This window comes from Pseudomonas sp. MYb118 (assembly GCF_040947875.1).
Taxonomy (GTDB): Bacteria; Pseudomonadota; Gammaproteobacteria; order Pseudomonadales; family Pseudomonadaceae; genus Aquipseudomonas.
In genome coordinates this window covers 2,682,793-2,700,445 of record NZ_JBFRXN010000002.1, presented here as the reverse complement: position 1 = coordinate 2,700,445, position 17,653 = coordinate 2,682,793, and the positions used below count along the sequence as shown (strand labels likewise).

Sequence of the window (17,653 nt, the reverse complement as noted above, 5' to 3'; positions counted from 1 at the left end):
TCACCTTTGCCATGCACCCTTACGAGAATCCGCATGCAAACTTTTTTTATCGCGCCCACCGATTTTGGCGTGGGCCTGACCTCCATCAGCCTTGGGCTGGTGCGTACCCTTGAGCGCGCGGGCCTCAAGGTCGGCTTTTTCAAACCGATTGCCCAGCCCCATCCCGGCGACACCGGGCCCGAGCGCTCCACCGAACTGGTGGCGCGCACCCACGGCTTGAAACCGCCGCAGCCGCTGGGCCTGGCCCACGTCGAGCGCATGCTCGGCGACGGTCAGCTCGATGAATTGCTCGAAGAAATCATCACCCTGTATCAGCAGGCCGCCATCGGCAAGGACGTGCTGATCGTCGAAGGCATGGTCCCGACCCGCAGCGCCAGCTACGCCGCACGGGTCAACCTGCACCTGGCCAAGAGCCTCGACGCCGAGGTGATCCTGGTCTCGGCGCCGGAAAACGAAGTGCTGACCGAACTCTCCGGTCGCGTGGAATTGCAGGCGCAATTGTTCGGCGGCCCGAAAGACCCGAAGGTCCTCGGCGTGATCCTCAACAAGGTCAAGACCGATGAAAGCATGGAGGCCTTCGCCGCCCGCCTGCGCGAGCATTCGCCGTTGCTGCGCAGCGGTGATTTCCGCCTGCTCGGCTGCATCCCCTACCAGCCGGAACTGAACGCGCCGCGCACCCGCGACGTCGCCGACCTGATGGGCGCGCAGATCCTCAATGCCGGTGATTACGAAACCCGGCGCATGACCAAGATCATCATCTGCGCCCGCACCATGCGCAACACCGTGGAGCTGCTCAAGCCCGGCGTGCTGGTGGTGACGCCCGGCGATCGCGACGACATCATCCTCGCCGTCAGCCTCGCGGCCATCAACGGCGTGCCGCTGGCCGGCCTGCTGCTGACCAGCGACACCCTGCCCGACCCGCGCATCATGGAGCTGTGCCGTGGCGCCTTGCAGGCCGGCCTGCCGGTGTTGTCGGTGAGCACCGGTTCCTACGACACCGCCAACCTGCTCAACGGCCTGAACAAGGAAATCCCGATTGACGACCGCGAGCGAGCGGAAATCATCACCGACTTCGTCGCCGGCCATCTCGACGCCAACTGGCTGCACCAGCGCTGCGGCACCCCACGGGAAATGCGCCTGTCGCCGGCGGTGTTCCGTTATCAACTGATCCAGCGCGCCCAGGGCGCCAACAAGCGCATCGTCCTGCCCGAGGGCAGCGAGCCTTTGACCGTGCAGGCGGCAGCGATCTGCCAGGCCCGGGGCATTGCCCGCTGCGTGTTGCTGGCCAAACCGGCGGACGTCGAAGCCGTGGCGCGCGCCCAGGGCATCGAGCTGCCGCCGGGGCTGGAAATCCTCGATCCGGACCTGATCCGCGAACGCTACGTCGAGCCGATGGTGGCCCTGCGCAAGAGCAAGAGCCTCAACGCACCGATGGCCGAACAGCAACTGGAAGACCCGGTGGTGATCGGCACCATGATGCTGGCGCTCGACGAAGTCGATGGCCTGGTGTCCGGGGTCATTCACTCCACCGCCAACACCATCCGCCCGGCCCTGCAACTGATCAAGACCGCACCGGGCTGCACCCTGGTGTCGTCGGTGTTCTTCATGCTGTTCCCCGAAGAGGTGCTGGTGTACGGCGACTGCGTGATGAACCCGCACCCGAGTGCCGCCGAACTGGCGGAAATCGCCCTGCAAAGCGCCGACTCGGCCGCCGCCTTCGGCATCACCCCGCGCGTGGCGATGATCAGCTACTCCAGCGGCGAATCGGCCAGCGGTGAAGAAGTCGAGAAAGTCCGCGAAGCCACCCTGCTCGCCCACGAGCAACAGCGGGCGCTGCTGATCGACGGCCCGTTGCAATACGACGCCGCCGCCAACGAAGCCGTGGCCCGGCAACTGGCGCCCAACAGCCAGGTGGCCGGCCGTGCCACGGTGTTCGTGTTCCCCGACCTCAATACCGGCAACACCACGCACAAGGCGGTACAGCGCAGCGCCGACTGCGTCAGCCTCGGGCCGATGCTGCAAGGCCTGCGCAAACCGGTGAACGACCTGCCGCGTGGTGCCCAGGTCGACGACATCGTCTACACCATCGCCCTGACCGCGATTCAAGCCGCCAACCGACCTGTGGATATTTAAATGCTGGACTTTCTTCCTGCACCGGCACGCGGTGTGATCGCGTCTTTGCTGCTGGCGCTGAACACCATCGCGTTGTGCTCGTTCCTGTTCTGCGTGGCCTTGATCAAGGTCCTGCCGTTCGCCTTCACCCAACGCCTCGCCGGCTGGCTGATGAGCCACACCCACGAAGCCTGGATCAGCCTCAACAAGGGCTGGATGAACCTGGTGCGGCGCACCCGCTGGCACATCAGTGGCCTGCAAGGGCTGGACTACCGGCACTCGTACCTGATCACCAGCAACCACCAGAGCTGGGTCGACATCATGGTGCTGCAATACGTGCTCAACCGCCGTATCCAGCCGTTGAAGTTCTTCCTCAAGCAGGAACTGATCTGGGTGCCGGTGATTGGCCTGGCGTGGTGGACGCTGGGCTTCCCGTTCATGAAGCGCTACACCAAGGCCTACCTGGAAAAGCACCCGGAGAAGAAAGGCAAGGACCTGGAAACCACCCGCAAGACCTGCGCGAAATTTCGCAACAACCCGGTGGGCATCTTCAACTTCGTCGAAGGCACGCGCTTCACCGACGGCAAGCACGCCCAGCAGCAGTCACCGTTCAAGTACCTGCTCAAGCCCAAGGCCGGTGGTATCGCGTTTGTGCTGGATGCCATGGGCGAGCAGCTGGAGTCCATCGTCAACGTGACCATCCACTATCCCGGCGGGCGTCCGGGGTACTGGGACCTGCTGTGCGGGAACGTCAAGGACGTGGTGGTGCACTTCGAAGAGCTGAAGATCCCGCCGCAGTTCATCGGCAGGAACTATGACCAGGACGGCGAGTACCGCCTGCAGTTCCAGGGCTGGATCAACCAGTTGTGGCAGGACAAGGATGCTTTGCTGGAGCAGATGCATCGGGAGTATCCGGGCAGGTAATGGGGTTGTCTGGTCTGGCCTCATCGCGGGCAAGCCCGCTCCTACAGGGGTTCGTGCGCACCGCTACACCCTGTAGGAGCGAGCTTGCTCGCGATAGCCATATCAAGGGCACAAAAAAACCCGCCGATGATCACTCACCGGCGGGTTTTTATTTGACCGCGAGGGCCTAGATCGCCCCGTGCTTGCGCAGCAGGTCCAGCACTTGCTTGACGCCCTCTTCCAGCGACACGGACTGGGTGTCGATCACCAGATCGGCATCCAGCGGCACATCGTACGGGAAGGACTCACCCGGGATGTTGTCCCCTCCGGCAGCGTACAAGCCTTGCGGGTCACGCTCCGCGCACACCGCTGGCGAGGCCTGGACGTAGACCGTCAGCAGACGCTCCTTGCCGATCAGGTCCTTGGCCTGCTCGCGACCTTCGGCACTCGGTGCGACGAACGCGGCCAGGGTCAGCAGGCCGGCTTCGTTGAACTGACGCGCCACGTGCGCGGCACGCCGCCAGTTCTCGGTACGCCCGGCGCGATCCTGTGGCAGGCCCTTGTTCAGGTCATGACGCAGGTTCTGGCCATCGAGGACGAACACCGCACGACCGAGGTCGAACAGCTTGCGCTCGACCGCGTAGGCCAGGGTGCTCTTGCCCGCGCCCGACAGACCGCTGAACAGCACGGTGGCCGGCTGCTGGCCGAAGCGCTGTGCACGCTCTTCGGTGGCCACGTGGGCCAGCTTGCCGTGGTGGGTGCTGGTGCCATGCGCCAAGGGTTGCGCGACGATCATGCCCGCGCCAACGGTGCCGTTGGTCAAGCGGTCAATGACGATGAAGGCGCCGGTGGTGCGGTTGCTGTCGTAACCGTCGAGGGCAATCGGCGCATCGAGCGCGATCTTCACCTTGCCGATTTCGTTCAGTTGCAACGCGCTGGCCGAACCTTCTTCCAGGGTGTTTACGTCGACCTTGTTGACGATGCTGGCGATGGAGCCCGGCACGTAACTGGTGGCGCGCTTGATGTCGTATTTCTTGCCCGGCAGCATCGGCTCTTCAGCCATCCACACCAGCATCGCTTCGAAGCTGTCGGTCACCGGTGGGACGTTGTCGGCGTGCACCAGCAGGTCGCCACGGGAGATGTCGATTTCGTCTTCCATGGTCAGGGTGACCGCCTGGCCTGGACCGGCGTGCTCCAGCTCACCTTCGAAGGTGACGATGGACTTCACGCGGCTGCTCTTGCCCGATGGCAACACCACGACTTCGTCGCCTTTCTTGACGATGCCACTGGCCAGGGTGCCGGCGAAACCGCGGAAGTTCAGGTTCGGACGGTTGACGTACTGCACCGGGAAACGCAGGTCGGTGAAGTTGCGATCGCCCGCCACTTCCACGGTCTCGAGAATTTCCATCAGCGACTGGCCGGTGTACCACGGCGAGCGCTCGGACTTGTTCACCACGTTGTCGCCCTTGAGGGCAGACATCGGCACGAAGTGCAGGCTGGTCGGCTGCAGTTTCAGGCCCTCGGCGAACTTCAGGTAGTCGGCCTTGATCGACTCGAACACGTCCTGGTCGAAACCCTTGAGGTCCATCTTGTTGATGGCGACGACGATGTGCTTGATGCCCAGCAAGGAGGCGATGAAGCTGTGGCGGCGGGTCTGGGTCTGCACGCCGTAACGGGCGTCGACCAGGATGATCGCCAGGTCACAGGTGGACGCACCGGTGGCCATGTTGCGGGTGTACTGCTCATGGCCCGGAGTGTCGGCAATGATGAACTTGCGCTTGGCCGTGGAGAAATAGCGGTAGGCAACGTCGATGGTGATGCCCTGCTCACGCTCGGCCTGCAGGCCGTCGACCAGCAACGCCAGATCAATGTCTTCGCCGGTGGTGCCGACTTTTTTCGAGTCGCGGGTGATCGCTTCCAGGTGATCTTCGTAGATCATCTTGGAGTCGTGCAGCAGGCGCCCGATCAGGGTGCTCTTGCCGTCATCGACGTTACCGCAGGTCAGAAAGCGCAGCAGCTCTTTACGTTCGTGCTGGCCCAGGTAGGCGAGGATGTCCTCGCTGATCAAATCAGATTGATGCGACATGACAGCCCCTTAGAAATAACCTTGACGTTTTTTGTCTTCCATCGAGCCTGCGCCATCGTGGTCGATGACACGGCCCTGGCGCTCGGAAGTTCGCGTCAGGAGCATTTCCTGAATGATGTCCGTCAGGCTTTCGGCCTCGGACTCCACCGCGCCCGTCAACGGGTAGCAGCCAAGGGTACGGAATCGCACTTTCTTTTTGACGATGCGTGCTTTGTCTTCCTCGCTCAGGTGCTCAAGGATGCGCTCGTCGTCGATCATGATCAGGGTGCCGTTCTTCTCGATGACTTCACGCTCGGCGGCGAAGTACAGCGGCACGATCGGGATGCCTTCGAGGTAGATGTATTGCCAGATGTCCAGCTCGGTCCAGTTCGACAGCGGGAAAACACGGATCGACTCGCCCTTGTTGACCTTGCCGTTGTAGACGTTCCACAGCTCCGGACGCTGGTTTTTCGGGTCCCAGCGGTGCTTGCTGTCGCGGAACGAGTACACGCGCTCCTTGGCGCGGGACTTCTCTTCGTCGCGGCGCGCACCACCGAAGGCGGCATCGAAACCATGCTTGTCCAACGCCTGCTTGAGGCCTTCGGTCTTCATGATGTCGGTGTGCTTGGCGCTGCCGTGGGTGAACGGGTTGATGTTCTGCGCCACACCATCGGGGTTGATGTGGGTGATCAGGTCCAGGCCCAGGTCGGCCACCATCTTGTCGCGGAAGGCGTACATCTCCTGGAATTTCCAGCGAGTGTCGACGTGCATCACCGGGAACGGCAGCTTGCCGGGGAAAAATGCCTTGCGTGCCAGGTGCAGCATCACGGCGGAGTCTTTACCGATGGAGTACAGCATCACCGGGTTGTCGAACTCGGCGGCCACCTCGCGGATGATGTGGATGCTTTCCGCCTCCAGCTGTTTCAGATGCGTCAGTTTGTCGACCATGGCTACTCACGAAAACTTTCTTATGAACGGCCAGCGGGCCGTGTTCGAGCGAGGAATCCTAGCACAGCGACCTCTTCTAATCAGGACGCCAGCTAGATCGAAAGGGTATATGAATATACCCCCTCGTTTGGGCGGTAAGACCCAATTCCTGTAGGAGCGAGCTTGCTCGCGATAGGGCCGCCACATCCAGCATCATCAGCGCCTGACCTACCGCCATCGCGAGCATGCTCGCTCCTACAGAAACAGAACAGCGATCTCATAGGCGCCGCAGATTGCCCCGTCGGAAGGCCGAGTGGAGGTTCTGCGCAGTGGGCAACCCGGCATGGATGCCGGGTTAGCCGCCCTCGGCCAAGGATGGCCGATGGCGGCGCGCCCACGGAGCAGGACCGGAGCGAGGGAACCCTGAGCGCCAGCGAAGGGCCGTACGTCAGGGGCCGAGCGTTTTGGTGACTTTGGCGCCCAAAGTCACCCGCCGTAAAGGCGGAACCAAAAAGCGGCCGTTCCCGCAGAAATGGATATGTACACCGGAAGGCCGCCATCGCGGGCAAGCTCGCTCCCACACGAACACCACCATACCTGTGGGAGCGGGCTTGCTCGCGAAAGGGCCGGCACATCCAGCAGCATCAACACCTGACACACCGCTATCGCGAGCAGGCTCGCTCCCACAGTATTGAAATTGAAGCGATCTGACTGTCAGATCGGATTCGGACAATCAATAAAGATGTGCTCAAGGGCAAACCGACGAGCCAGATAATCACCCAGCGCCTGCACCCCATAGCGCTCGGTGGCATGGTGCCCGGCGGCGATAAAGCTGATGCCGTTTTCGCGAGCACTGTGGAAAGTCTGCTCCGACGCTTCGCCACTGAGATACAGGTCGACGCCGGCCAGCACGGCCTGGTCGATATACCCCTGGCCGCCACCGGTGCACCAGCCGACCCGACGAATCATCTCGCTGCCTTCGATCAACAGCGGCTCACGGCCCATGACTTCCTGCACACGGCGAGCGAAGTCCCGGGGTGTCGCCGGCTCGCTCAGGGAGCCCACCAGCCCCACCACTTTCAGGTTGTCCGGATCGAGCGGCCCTTCGACCGTTATGTCCAGCTGCCGAGCAAGCTGCACGTTATTGCCGACCTCCGGATGCAGGTCCAATGGCAGGTGGTAGGACAGCAGGCTGATGTCGTGCTTGAGCAGGGTTTTCAAGCGGCGCTGCTTCATGCCGGTGATGCACGGGTTCTCGCCCTTCCAGAAATAACCGTGATGCACCAGCACCAGATCGGCCTGCGCCTCGACGGCGGCGTCCAGCAGCGCCTGGCTGGCGGTGACGCCACTGACGATGCGCATCACCTGCGGGCGACCTTCGACCTGTAACCCGTTGGGGCAATAATCGGCGATTCTGGCGCTGTTCAGATAACGGTCGGCTTCTTCGACGAGTGTGCTCAGGGCGACGGCCATAAAAGACTCCTAAATATCCCGTTCAGAGGCGCGCGCGGCCTCGTATAATGCGCGACATTATCGGCGGTCTCATGCCGCCTGCAAACTCTCAGGACGTGCTTAATGCTCAAGGCGCTGCGTTTTTCCGGCTGGCCGTTGTTGGCTGGCGTGCTTATCGCTCTGTTGATTATCCAGCGTTACCCGGAGTGGGTCGGCCTGCCGAGCCTCGACGTCAACCTGCAGCAAGCCCCGCAAACCACCGCCGTGCAACAGGGCCCGGTGTCCTACGCCGACGCCGTGACCATCGCCGCACCGTCGGTGGTCAACCTGTACACCACCAAGGTCGTCAACAAACCGAATCACCCGTTGTTCGAGGACCCGCAGTTCCGCCGTTTCTTCGGCGACAACTCGCCCAAGCAGCGGCGCATGGAATCGAGCCTCGGCTCCGGCGTGATCATGAGCCCGGAAGGCTACTTGCTGACCAACAACCACGTGACCAGCGGCGCCGACCAGATTGTCGTCGCCCTCAAGGATGGCCGTGAAACCCTGGCGCGCGTGATCGGCAGCGACCCGGAAACGGACCTCGCCGTATTGAAGATCGACCTGAAGAACCTGCCTTCGATCACCGTCGGCCGCTCCGACAACATCCGCATCGGCGACGTCGCGCTGGCCATCGGCAACCCGTTCGGCGTTGGCCAGACCGTGACCATGGGCATCATCAGCGCCACCGGCCGCAATCAACTGGGCCTGAACAACTACGAAGACTTCATCCAGACCGACGCGGCGATCAACCCGGGCAACTCCGGCGGTGCACTGGTGGATGCCAATGGCAACCTGACCGGCATCAACACGGCGATCTTCTCCAAGTCCGGCGGCTCGCAGGGCATCGGCTTCGCCATTCCGGTGAAACTGGCGATGGAAGTGATGAAGTCGATCATCGAACACGGCCAGGTGATTCGTGGCTGGCTGGGGATCGAAGTTCAGCCGCTGACCCAGGAGCTGGCAGAGTCGTTTGGCCTGTCGGGCCGTCCGGGCATCGTGGTCGCCGGGATTTTCCGCGACGGCCCGGCGCAAAAAGCCGGCCTGCAATTGGGCGACGTGATCCTGACCATTGACGGCGAACCGGCCGGTGACGGCCGTCGCTCGATGAACCAGGTGGCGCGGATCAAGCCGACCGACAAGGTCACCATCCAGGTGATGCGCAACGGCAAGGAGCTCAAGCTCACCGCCGAAATCGGCTTGCGTCCACCGCCGGCGCCCATGAAAGAAAAAGAAGAGAACTAAGCCAGTCGCGAGTCATACACGCTACTGGAAGAAATTCTCATTAGGCATGTTATATTATTTCAATTCTCGCAATTGGAACAACATAACATGTCGTCTCGAAAAAGGGCCTCCCTGCTGGGCCTGACCCTTGGATTGCTGGCCGAACCCGCGTTCGCCGAAGAACCGCCAAGCCTGGAACTCGACGCCATCCGCGTCACTTCCGACTACGAATCCCCCACCGGGCCGGTCAAGGGCTATCGCGCCACCCGCTCCTCCAGCGCCACCAAAACCGACACGGCCATCGTCGACATTCCGCAGGCCATCAGCGTGGTGCCGGCCAAAGTGCTCGATGACCTGGGCAGCACCAGCGTCGAACGCGCCCTGGATTTTGCCGGCGGCGTGTCCAAACAAAATGATTTCGGCGGCCTGACGCTCTACGAATACAGCGTGCGCGGCTTCACCACCTCGGAGTTCTACAAGGACGGCTTCAGCGCCAACCGCGGCTACCCGAGCACTCCGGACGTGGCCAACATCGAACGCATCGAAGTGCTCAAGGGCCCGGCTGCCAGTCTCTACGGCCGAGGCGATCCGGGCGGTACGGTGAACATCGTCACCAAGAAACCGCAGCCCGAAGCCTTCACCACCCTGCAAACCAGCGCCGGCAGTTGGGATCGCTACCGCACCGCGCTGGACGTCAACACCCCGCTCGACGAACAAGGCGATGTGCTGTCGCGGGTCAACCTCGCGGTGGAAGACAACCACAGTTTTCGCGATCACGTCGGCAGCCAGCGGGTGTTCGTCGCGCCCTCGTTCAGTTGGCAGTTGAACCCGGACACTCACCTGTTGGTGGAAAGCGAATTCGTCCGCCACAGCTCGACGTTCGATCGCGGCATCGTCGCGCCGAACAACCGCTGGAGCGGCGTCTCGCGTTCGACCTTCCTCGGCGAGCCCGGCGATGGCGACATCGACAACCACAACAACATGCTCCAGGCCGCCCTCGAACATCATCTGAACGACAGTTGGAAGTTGCGCCTGGCCAGCCATTACAAGGAAGGCAAGCTGTGGGGCAACGCCAGCGAGCAGCGTGCGCTGAACGCCGATGGCCACACGGTCAACCGCCGTTACCGCGAACGTGACAACACCTGGCATGACAGCATCACGCAACTGGAACTGCGCGGTCTGTTCGACCTCGGCAGTTGGCAGCACGAACTGCTGATCGGCAGCGAGTACGAGAACTATCGCAAGGATGAGCGCGTCACCACCGTCGCTGGCGGTGCCTACCCTATCGACATCTACAACCCGGTCTACGGCCAGCCCACACCCAACGGCGCGCGCTCGGGAACCGACTTTTTCGAGCACATCCAAAGCCACGCGCTGAACCTGCAGGACCAGATCATCTTCACCGACAAACTGCGCGGGATGATCGGCGCACGCTTCGAGCATTTCGACCAGCGCATCGACGATCACAGCCGTGCGGCCACCAGCCGCCAGCGCCACGATGCCCTGACCCAACGCACCGGCCTGCTCTACCAACTGACCCCGCAGACCGGCGTGTTCGCCAACGCCTCGACCTCTTTCAAACCGAACAACGGACTGGACGCCAGTGGCAAATCCTTCGACCCGGAAGAAGGCGTCGGCTATGAAGTGGGGATCAAGAACCAACTGTTCGACGACCGCCTGAGCAGCACCCTCGCCTTCTTCCACATCGACAAGGAAAACGTCCTCGCCCTCGATCCGGGCACCGACACCAGCCGCGCCATGGGCAAGGCCCGCAGCCGGGGTTTCGACCTGCAAGTCAGCGGGCAAGTGACCGACGCCGTACGCCTCATCGGCGCGTTTGCCTACATCGACGCCGAAGTGACCCAGGGCGATGCGGTGATCCCCACCGGCAGCCGCATCCTCGGCGTGGCCAAACGCAGTGGCAGCCTGCTGGGCGTCTATGAGTTCCAGGACGGCCACCTGCGCGGTTCGGACATTGGCGCTGCGTTCACCTATGTCGGCGACCGCTCGGGTGAAGCCGGTAGCGATTTCGAACTGCCGGCGTATCACACCGTGGACCTGCTGGCCCACTACAAGGCCGGCGACAACGTCACCGTCGGCCTGAACCTGAACAACGTTTTCGACGAGAAATACTTCGAGCGCTCGTACAGCAACTACTGGGTCAACCCCGGCGAGCCGCGCAACTTCACCGTCAGCCTGACCCTCAAACTGTAAAAGGACGTCACCATGCTCCCTCGCAAATCCCTGGCCGTGCTCGGTCTGCTGTTCGCCACCCAGGTCTCGGCCCACGGCCTGTGGACCGAACAACGTCGCGGCAACATCGAAGTGGTCTATGGCCACGGCGCCGAAGACAACGCCTTCAAGGCGCAGAAAATCAGCGGCGCCTGGGCCTATGACGCCAGCGGCAGGATGATCCCGGTGACGGTCCAGCGCCTGGCCGATCACGCTCGCCTGCAACCGCTGAAACCTCCGGCCGTGATGGCGGTAGCCCTGAACAACGGCATGTGGTCGCAGACGGCGGACAAAAAATGGATCAACGAAGGGCGCAGTAAGGTACCAGGGGCGATCGAGTCGACGCAGACCTTCAAGTACAGCCTGGCGATTTACCAGCCCGGGGCGAAGTTGCCGAAACTGGATCAGATCAAACTGCTGATTTTGCCGGAAGTCGATCCGCTGACCGTCGGCCCCGGCAATCCGCTACCGGTCCGGGTGCTGGTGGATGGCCAACCGGCCGCCGGGGTGAAGTTGATCGGCGACTATCGCAACGCGCCGAGCACCTTGAGCAGCGAAACCGACAAAGACGGCCGCGCGCAGGTGGTGGTGCGTAACGAAGGGTTGAATGTGATTGCGGCGCAGGTGGAAGTGCCGGTGAAGGACAGCGCCGATGTCAGCAGCCGGGGGCTGTTCAGCTCGCTGACGTTCCTTGGCGAGCCGCATCACGAATAAATCAGCGGCGCCCCTGTAGGAGCGGGCTTGCCCGCGATGCGATTCAGACTCCAACATTGATGTTGAATTGAAAATGGCATCGCGAGCAAGCTCGCTCCTACAGGGGGGTGTCAGCGTTTAGAGGTCGCCCAGGCCTTCGATCAACGCCTGATTCTGCTCCGGCGTACCGATGGAGATCCGCAGGAACTGCGCAATACGCTCCTGCTTGAAGTGACGGACGATCACGCCCTGCTCACGCAGCTTCGCCGCCAGCCCGGCCGCATCATGTTGCGGGTGACGGGCGAAGATGAAGTTCGCAGCCGATGGCAGCACCTCAAAACCTTTGGCCTGTAGCTGCGCCGTCACCCATTCGCGACTTTCGATGACCAGTCGGCAGGTCTTGTCGAAGTATTCGCGATCGTCGAAAGCGGCGGCAGCACCAACATTCGCCAGGCGATCCAGCGGGTAGGAGTTGAAGCTGTTCTTGATCCGCTCCAACGCCTCGATCAGGTCCGGATGCCCCACCGCCAGGCCCACCCGCAGGCCGGCCAGGGAGCGGGACTTGGACAGGGTCTGGGTCACCAGCAGGTTCGGGTAGCGGTCCACCAGGCTGATCGCGGTTTCGCCACCGAAGTCGATGTAGGCCTCGTCGACCACCACCACCGATTCCGCGTTGGCCTTGAGGATCTGCTCGACCGCGTCCAGCGCCAGCAGGCAACCGGTCGGGGCGTTCGGGTTGGGGAAGATGATCCCGCCGTTCGGCCTGGCGTAATCCGCCGGGTCGATCTGGAACTGTGCGTCCAGCGGCACGGCATCGAAGGCGATGCCGTACAGCCCGGCATACACCGGGTAGAAGCTGTAGCTGATGTCCGGGAACAGCAGCGGTTTGTCGTGTTGCAACAAACCGTGGAAAACATGCGCCAGCACTTCATCGGAACCGTTGCCGAGGAACACCTGGTTGCTGTTCACGCCGTAGTAGCGAGCGACGGCGTTCTTCAACAGATCGCTGTTGGGGTCCGGATACAGGCGCAGGTTGTCGTTCAGTTCGGTCTGCATCGCGGCCAGGGCTTTTGGCGAAGGACCATACGGGTTTTCGTTGGTGTTGAGCTTCACCAGTTTCGCCAGCTTCGGCTGCTCGCCCGGCACGTAAGGCACCAGGTCCTTGACGAACGGGCTCCAGAATTTACTCATGTTCAGTTCCCCTGACCTGGTACGAAGTCTTTATCGAGAATGCGGTATTCGGCGCTGCGTGCGTGGGCGCTCAGCGATTCGCCACGGGCCAGCACCGAAGCGGTCTTGCCCAGCTCCGAGGCACCATCCTGAGAGCAGAAGATGATCGACGAGCGCTTCTGGAAGTCGTACACGCCCAGCGGCGAGGAAAAGCGCGCGGTGCCCGACGTCGGCAATACGTGGTTGGGGCCCGCGCAGTAATCGCCCAGGGCTTCGGAGGTGTGACGGCCCATGAAGATCGCGCCGGCGTGGCGGATCTGCGGCAGCCAGGCCTGCGGGTCGGCGACCGACAACTCCAGGTGCTCCGGCGCGATGCGGTTGGCCACTTCGATGGCCTGCTCCATGTCCCGCACCTGGATCAAGGCACCGCGGCCATTGATCGAGGTTTCGATGATGGTGGCGCGGTCCATGGTCGGCAGCAGCTTGGCGATGCTCGCGGCCACCTGATCGAGGAACGCGGCGTCCGGGCTGACCAGGATCGCCTGGGCGTCTTCGTCGTGCTCGGCCTGGGAGAACAGGTCCATGGCGATCCAGTCCGGATCGGTCTTGCCGTCGCACACCACGAGGATTTCCGAGGGGCCGGCGATCATGTCGATGCCCACCTGGCCGAACACGTGGCGCTTGGCGGTGGCTACGTAGATGTTGCCAGGGCCGACCACCTTGTCCACTTGCGGCACGCTTTCGGTGCCGTAGGCCAGCGCGGCAACCGCCTGGGCACCACCGATGGTGAACACGCGGTCAACCCCGGCGATGCACGCCGCGGCCAGCACCAGCTCGTTGATTTCACCGCGCGGGGTCGGCACCACCATGACCACTTCAGCCACGCCGGCGACCTTGGCCGGAATCGCGTTCATCAACACCGAAGACGGGTACGACGCCTTGCCGCCCGGCACGTACAGGCCGGCGCGATCCAGCGGCGTGACCTTCTGGCCGAGGACGGTGCCGTCGGCCTCGGTGTAGGTCCAGGAGTCCTGCTTTTGCTTTTCGTGGTAGCTGCGCACCCGGGCTGCGGCCTTTTCCAGCGCTTCACGCTGGGGCACGGTGATTCGGGTCAGGGCCAGTTCCAGGCGCTCGCGCGGCAGGATCAGGTCAGCCATGGACGCTACGTCCAGGCCGTCGAACTGGCGGGTGTAATCCACCAGCGCCGCATCGCCACGCTCGCGTACAGCCTTGATGATGTCCAGCACGCGCTGATTGACCGAGTCGTCAGACACACTTTCCCAGCTCAGCAGATGATCCAGATGATGCGCGAAATCCGGGTCAGCAGCGTTGAGTCGGCGAATTGCAGTCGGTGCGGTCATAGCGAGAGCCTCATAGGATTGGCGAAAAACTCAGGCGCCCAAAGCTAACGTTTAATCCGCTTGGGCACCTGAGAATTCTGGCTATGAGGCGGATAGACGGCGCGACCTCGGGTCGCGCAGGTGAATCAGCCGCGGTGTCGAGACTCCACTGCGTTGCGCAGGGTGTCGATCAACGCCTGGATCCGGGCGTGTTGCATTTTCATCGAAGCCTTGTTGACGATCAGCCGGGAGCTGATTTCGGCAATGAATTCCTGTGGCTCCAGGCCGTTGGCCCGCAGCGTGTTACCGGTGTCGACGACGTCGATGATCTTGTCGGCCAGGCCGATCAGCGGGGCCAGCTCCATCGAGCCATACAGCTTGATGATGTCGACCTGACGACCCTGCTCGGCGTAGTAGCGCTTGGCGACGTTGACGAACTTGGTGGCGATCCGCAGGCGCCCCTTGGGTTCCACCGCACCGACCTTGCCGGCCGTCATCAGCTTGCAACGGGCAATCTTCAGGTCCAGCGGCTCGTACAGGCCTTGGCCACCGTATTCCATCAGCACATCTTTACCGGCGACGCCGAGGTCAGCGGCACCATGTTCGACGTAGGTCGGCACATCGGTGGCGCGCACGATCAGCAGGCGTACATCTTCCTGGGTCGTGGGGATGATCAGCTTGCGGCTCTTGTCCGGATTCTCGGTCGGCACGATGCCCGCTTCAGCCAGAAGCGGCAGGGTGTCGTCAAGGATGCGGCCCTTGGACAGTGCGATGGTCAACATGGGAAACGTCAGTCCTTATCAAGGTACTCATGCCCGGTCACAATCGGCGCCGGACACAGATCGAGGGTGCAACCACCCTCGACTGGAACAATTCAACGGGCATGTCCTTATGCCCATGCAGCAGTACTAGCCCGGCACGCGACGGATCTTGGCGCCCAGCATCTGCAGTTTTTCCTCGATGCACTCATAACCACGGTCAATGTGGTAGATGCGGTCGATCAGGGTATCGCCCTCGGCGATCAGCGCCGAGATCACCAGGCTGGCCGAAGCACGCAGGTCGGTGGCCATGACTGGCGCGCCCTTGACTTTCTCGGTGCCGGTGACGATGGCGGTGTTGCCTTCGACCTGGATCTTGGCGCCCATGCGGTGCAGTTCGTAGACGTGCATGAAGCGGTTTTCGAAGATCGTCTCGATCACCGCGCCAGTGCCTTCGGCGATGGCGTTGAGCGAGATGAACTGCGCTTGCATGTCGGTCGGGAATGCCGGGTACGGAGCGGTGCGCACGTTCACGGCTTTAGGCCGCTTGCCATGCATGTTCAGCTCGATCCAGTCGTCGCCGGTGGTGATTTCGGCACCCGCTTCGCGGAGCTTTTCCAGTACGGCTTCGAGGATGGTCGGATCGGTGTCCTTGACCTTCACACGACCGCCAGTCACTGCCGCGGCCACCAGGTAGGTGCCGGTCTCGATACGGTCGGGCATCACTTTGTAAGTGGTGGTGTGCAGGCGCTCGACGCCATCAATGGTGATGGTGTCGGTGCCGGCGCCGGAAACCTTGGCGCCCATGGCGTTCAGGAAGTTCGCCAGGTCGACCACTTCCGGCTCGCGCGCGGCGTTGGCCAGGACGCTGCGGCCCTTGGCCAGGGCAGCGGCCATCATGATGTTCTCGGTACCGGTCACACTGACGGTGTCGAAGAAGAAGTGCGCACCGCGCAGGCCACCTTCAGGCGCCTTGGCCTTGATGTAGCCGCCTTCGACGTCGATCACCGCGCCCATGGCTTCCAGGCCGCGGATGTGCAGGTCCACCGGACGCGAGCCAATGGCGCAACCGCCAGGCAAGGCGACTTCGGCTTCACCGAAACGGGCGACCATCGGGCCCAGTACCAGGATCGACGCACGCATGGTTTTAACCAGTTCGTACGGAGCGACCAGGGTCTTGATGGTGCGCGGGTCGATTTCGACCGCCAGCTTCTCGTCGATCACAGGCTCGATGCCCATGCGGCCGAACAGCTCGATCATGGTGGTGATGTCGTGCAGGTGCGGCAGGTTGGCGACCGTGACCGGGCCATCGCACAGCAAAGTGGCGGCCAGGATCGGCAGGGCAGAGTTCTTTGCCCCGGAGATGCGGATTTCGCCATCAAGACGAGTGCCGCCGGTAATAATCAATTTATCCATAAGAATCTCGACGCCCTTGGGCTCAGGTGCGCTCGGCCCAGGCCGCGCTGCTGAAAAATTTCATAGTGACCGCATGGATGCTGCCATCGGTGATCCACGGGTTCAAATGGGCATAGACCTGCTGCTGACGCTTCACCGGGCTCAACGCCGCCAGTTCATCGCTAATCACGTTCAGCTGGAAATTGCAGCCTTCGCCTTCAACTTCCACTTTCGCGTTCGGCAGCTTTCCTTCAAGGAAGCTCTTAACTTCTACGGCCTGCATGCTCAACCTCAATCGGGCGCCCAGTGCGCGCGGGTCGGACATCATACAAAAAAGCCCCGCGCCTGCGAACCCCGCGAAACAGGACTCTGACGGAGGGCTTCCTTATAGATGCTGTTAGGGATGCGTCAAAAGCTCGGTCAGATCGCTGACCTGGGCAATTTCACGCATGTCTTCGGGCATCGCACGGATGCTCAGCGTCTTGCCGGCTTCCTGTGCGTCACGCATGAAACACAGCAACAGCGACAAGCCGACACTGCTGGACTTCAGCACGCCCGAGCAATCCACCACCAGGGCAGCGGCCTTGCTCGCCTTGATCAGCGCCCGGCCCTGCTTGCGCAGGCCGGGGCCGGTGCGGTAATCCAGCATGCCGCTGAGCATTACCTCGCCGGAATCGGTCATGCGAATCGCCGACACACTCATTGCGGCGACTTCTCGCTGGCTTGCTTGGCCTTGGCGACTTCACCGGCCCAACCATTGATGGTCTTGTCCAGGTCGTTGCCATTGCGCTGCATCGCATCCGCGAACTGATCGCGGAACAGCTTGCCGATGTTGATGCCGTTGATGATCACGTTACGCAGCTTCCACTCGCCGCCGATCTTCTCCAGGGTGTAGGACACCGGATAGATCGCGCCATTGTTGCCTTTGACGGTCATGCCAACGCTGGTGCGCTCGCCCGACTCATCCTTGGGCGGATCGACGACGATCCCCTGGTTGTTGTACTCGAGCAGGGCGTTGCCATAGAACTGGAACAGGCCGCGCTTGAAGTTCTCCTCGAAGGTCTTCATCTGCGCCGGCGTAGCCTTGCGCGAGTACTTGACCGTCATGATGCTCTTGGAGATGCCTTCGGCGTCCACGACCGGACCGACGATTTCATTCAGCGCCGCGTAAAAGTCGTTCGGGTCCTGCTTGTACTTTTCCTTGTTGGCCGACAGGTCTGCCAACAGGCGATTGGTGGTGTCCTCGACCAGATCGTGCGCGGAAGGCGCCGCCACCGCATGTGCCATCAGCGGCAGGGCCGCGAGTAATACCAACAGGCCGCGTCGTAAGGTGGAAATCATTC

15 protein-coding genes are annotated in these 17,653 nt (G+C 62.3%); 5 read left to right on the top strand and 10 right to left on the bottom strand.

What is annotated here, in order from left to right:
• Window positions 1–33 precede the first annotated feature (33 nt).
• The gene (gene pta, locus ABVN20_RS18110) at window positions 34–2,133 is read left to right on the top strand and encodes a phosphate acetyltransferase (RefSeq protein ID WP_368557073.1); all 2,100 of its coding nucleotides are present in this window, start codon (window positions 34–36) and stop codon (window positions 2,131–2,133) included.
• Window positions 2,134–3,036 (top strand): acyltransferase, encoded by a 903-nt coding sequence (locus ABVN20_RS18105; RefSeq protein WP_368557072.1) that lies wholly within the window; start codon window positions 2,134–2,136, stop codon window positions 3,034–3,036. It begins immediately after the preceding gene.
• 166 nt (window positions 3,037–3,202) lie between these two features.
• Here ABVN20_RS18105 and cysN read toward each other — a convergent pair whose 3' ends face one another.
• From cysN to ABVN20_RS18090, 3 genes are all read right to left on the bottom strand, one after another.
• Window positions 3,203–5,101 (bottom strand): sulfate adenylyltransferase subunit CysN, encoded by a 1,899-nt coding sequence (gene cysN, locus ABVN20_RS18100; protein WP_368557071.1) that lies wholly within the window; start codon window positions 5,099–5,101, stop codon window positions 3,203–3,205.
• Window positions 5,102–5,110: 9 nt separating this feature from the next.
• Entirely contained in the window at window positions 5,111–6,028 is a 918-nt protein-coding gene (gene cysD / locus ABVN20_RS18095; RefSeq protein WP_368557070.1) for a sulfate adenylyltransferase subunit CysD, read from the bottom strand.
• A gap of 693 nt (window positions 6,029–6,721) precedes the next feature.
• Entirely contained in the window at window positions 6,722–7,480 is a 759-nt protein-coding gene (locus ABVN20_RS18090; protein WP_368557069.1) for a Nif3-like dinuclear metal center hexameric protein, read from the bottom strand.
• A 102-nt stretch (window positions 7,481–7,582) separates the two neighbouring features.
• On the opposite strand from ABVN20_RS18090, the gene algW reads away from it, so the two are divergent.
• The 3 genes from algW to ABVN20_RS18075 all read left to right on the top strand — a co-directional run bounded on the left by algW (window position 7,583) and on the right by ABVN20_RS18075 (window position 11,668).
• Window positions 7,583–8,743 carry a Do family serine endopeptidase AlgW gene (gene algW / locus ABVN20_RS18085; RefSeq protein WP_368557068.1) on the top strand — a complete coding sequence of 387 codons (1,161 nt, stop codon included), beginning with the start codon at window positions 7,583–7,585 and terminating at the stop codon, window positions 8,741–8,743.
• 87 nt (window positions 8,744–8,830) lie between these two features.
• Window positions 8,831–10,936: a TonB-dependent siderophore receptor gene (locus ABVN20_RS18080; protein WP_368557067.1), complete on the top strand. Its 2,106-nt coding sequence runs from the start codon at window positions 8,831–8,833 to the stop codon at window positions 10,934–10,936.
• A gap of 12 nt (window positions 10,937–10,948) precedes the next feature.
• Complete coding sequence (locus ABVN20_RS18075) at window positions 10,949–11,668, top strand: DUF4198 domain-containing protein (protein ID WP_368557066.1); 720 nt, start codon at window positions 10,949–10,951, stop codon at window positions 11,666–11,668.
• Window positions 11,669–11,785: 117 nt separating this feature from the next.
• On the opposite strand, the gene hisC is transcribed toward ABVN20_RS18075, so the two are convergent.
• The 7 genes from hisC to ABVN20_RS18040 all read right to left on the bottom strand — a co-directional run bounded on the left by hisC (window position 11,786) and on the right by ABVN20_RS18040 (window position 17,651).
• Complete coding sequence (gene hisC / locus ABVN20_RS18070) at window positions 11,786–12,838, bottom strand: histidinol-phosphate transaminase (protein WP_368557065.1); 1,053 nt, start codon at window positions 12,836–12,838, stop codon at window positions 11,786–11,788.
• Window positions 12,839–12,840: 2 nt separating this feature from the next.
• Window positions 12,841–14,178 carry a histidinol dehydrogenase gene (gene hisD / locus ABVN20_RS18065; protein WP_368557064.1) on the bottom strand — a complete coding sequence of 446 codons (1,338 nt, stop codon included), beginning with the start codon at window positions 14,176–14,178 and terminating at the stop codon, window positions 12,841–12,843.
• Window positions 14,179–14,303: 125 nt separating this feature from the next.
• Entirely contained in the window at window positions 14,304–14,939 is a 636-nt protein-coding gene (gene hisG, locus ABVN20_RS18060) for an ATP phosphoribosyltransferase (protein ID WP_368557063.1), read from the bottom strand.
• A 126-nt stretch (window positions 14,940–15,065) separates the two neighbouring features.
• The gene (murA, locus tag ABVN20_RS18055; protein ID WP_368557062.1) at window positions 15,066–16,331 is read right to left on the bottom strand and encodes a UDP-N-acetylglucosamine 1-carboxyvinyltransferase; all 1,266 of its coding nucleotides are present in this window, start codon (window positions 16,329–16,331) and stop codon (window positions 15,066–15,068) included.
• A 22-nt stretch (window positions 16,332–16,353) separates the two neighbouring features.
• On the bottom strand, window positions 16,354–16,593 hold the full coding sequence (locus ABVN20_RS18050) for a BolA family protein (protein ID WP_368557061.1): 240 nt from the start codon (window positions 16,591–16,593) through the stop codon (window positions 16,354–16,356).
• Window positions 16,594–16,707: 114 nt separating this feature from the next.
• Complete coding sequence (locus ABVN20_RS18045) at window positions 16,708–17,013, bottom strand: lipid asymmetry maintenance protein MlaB (protein WP_368557060.1); 306 nt, start codon at window positions 17,011–17,013, stop codon at window positions 16,708–16,710.
• A complete protein-coding gene (locus ABVN20_RS18040; RefSeq protein ID WP_368557059.1) occupies window positions 17,010–17,651 on the bottom strand; it encodes a phospholipid-binding protein MlaC in 642 nt (213 codons plus the stop codon). Before ABVN20_RS18040 ends, ABVN20_RS18045 begins: the two co-directional genes overlap by 4 nt.
• Window positions 17,652–17,653 lie beyond the last annotated feature (2 nt).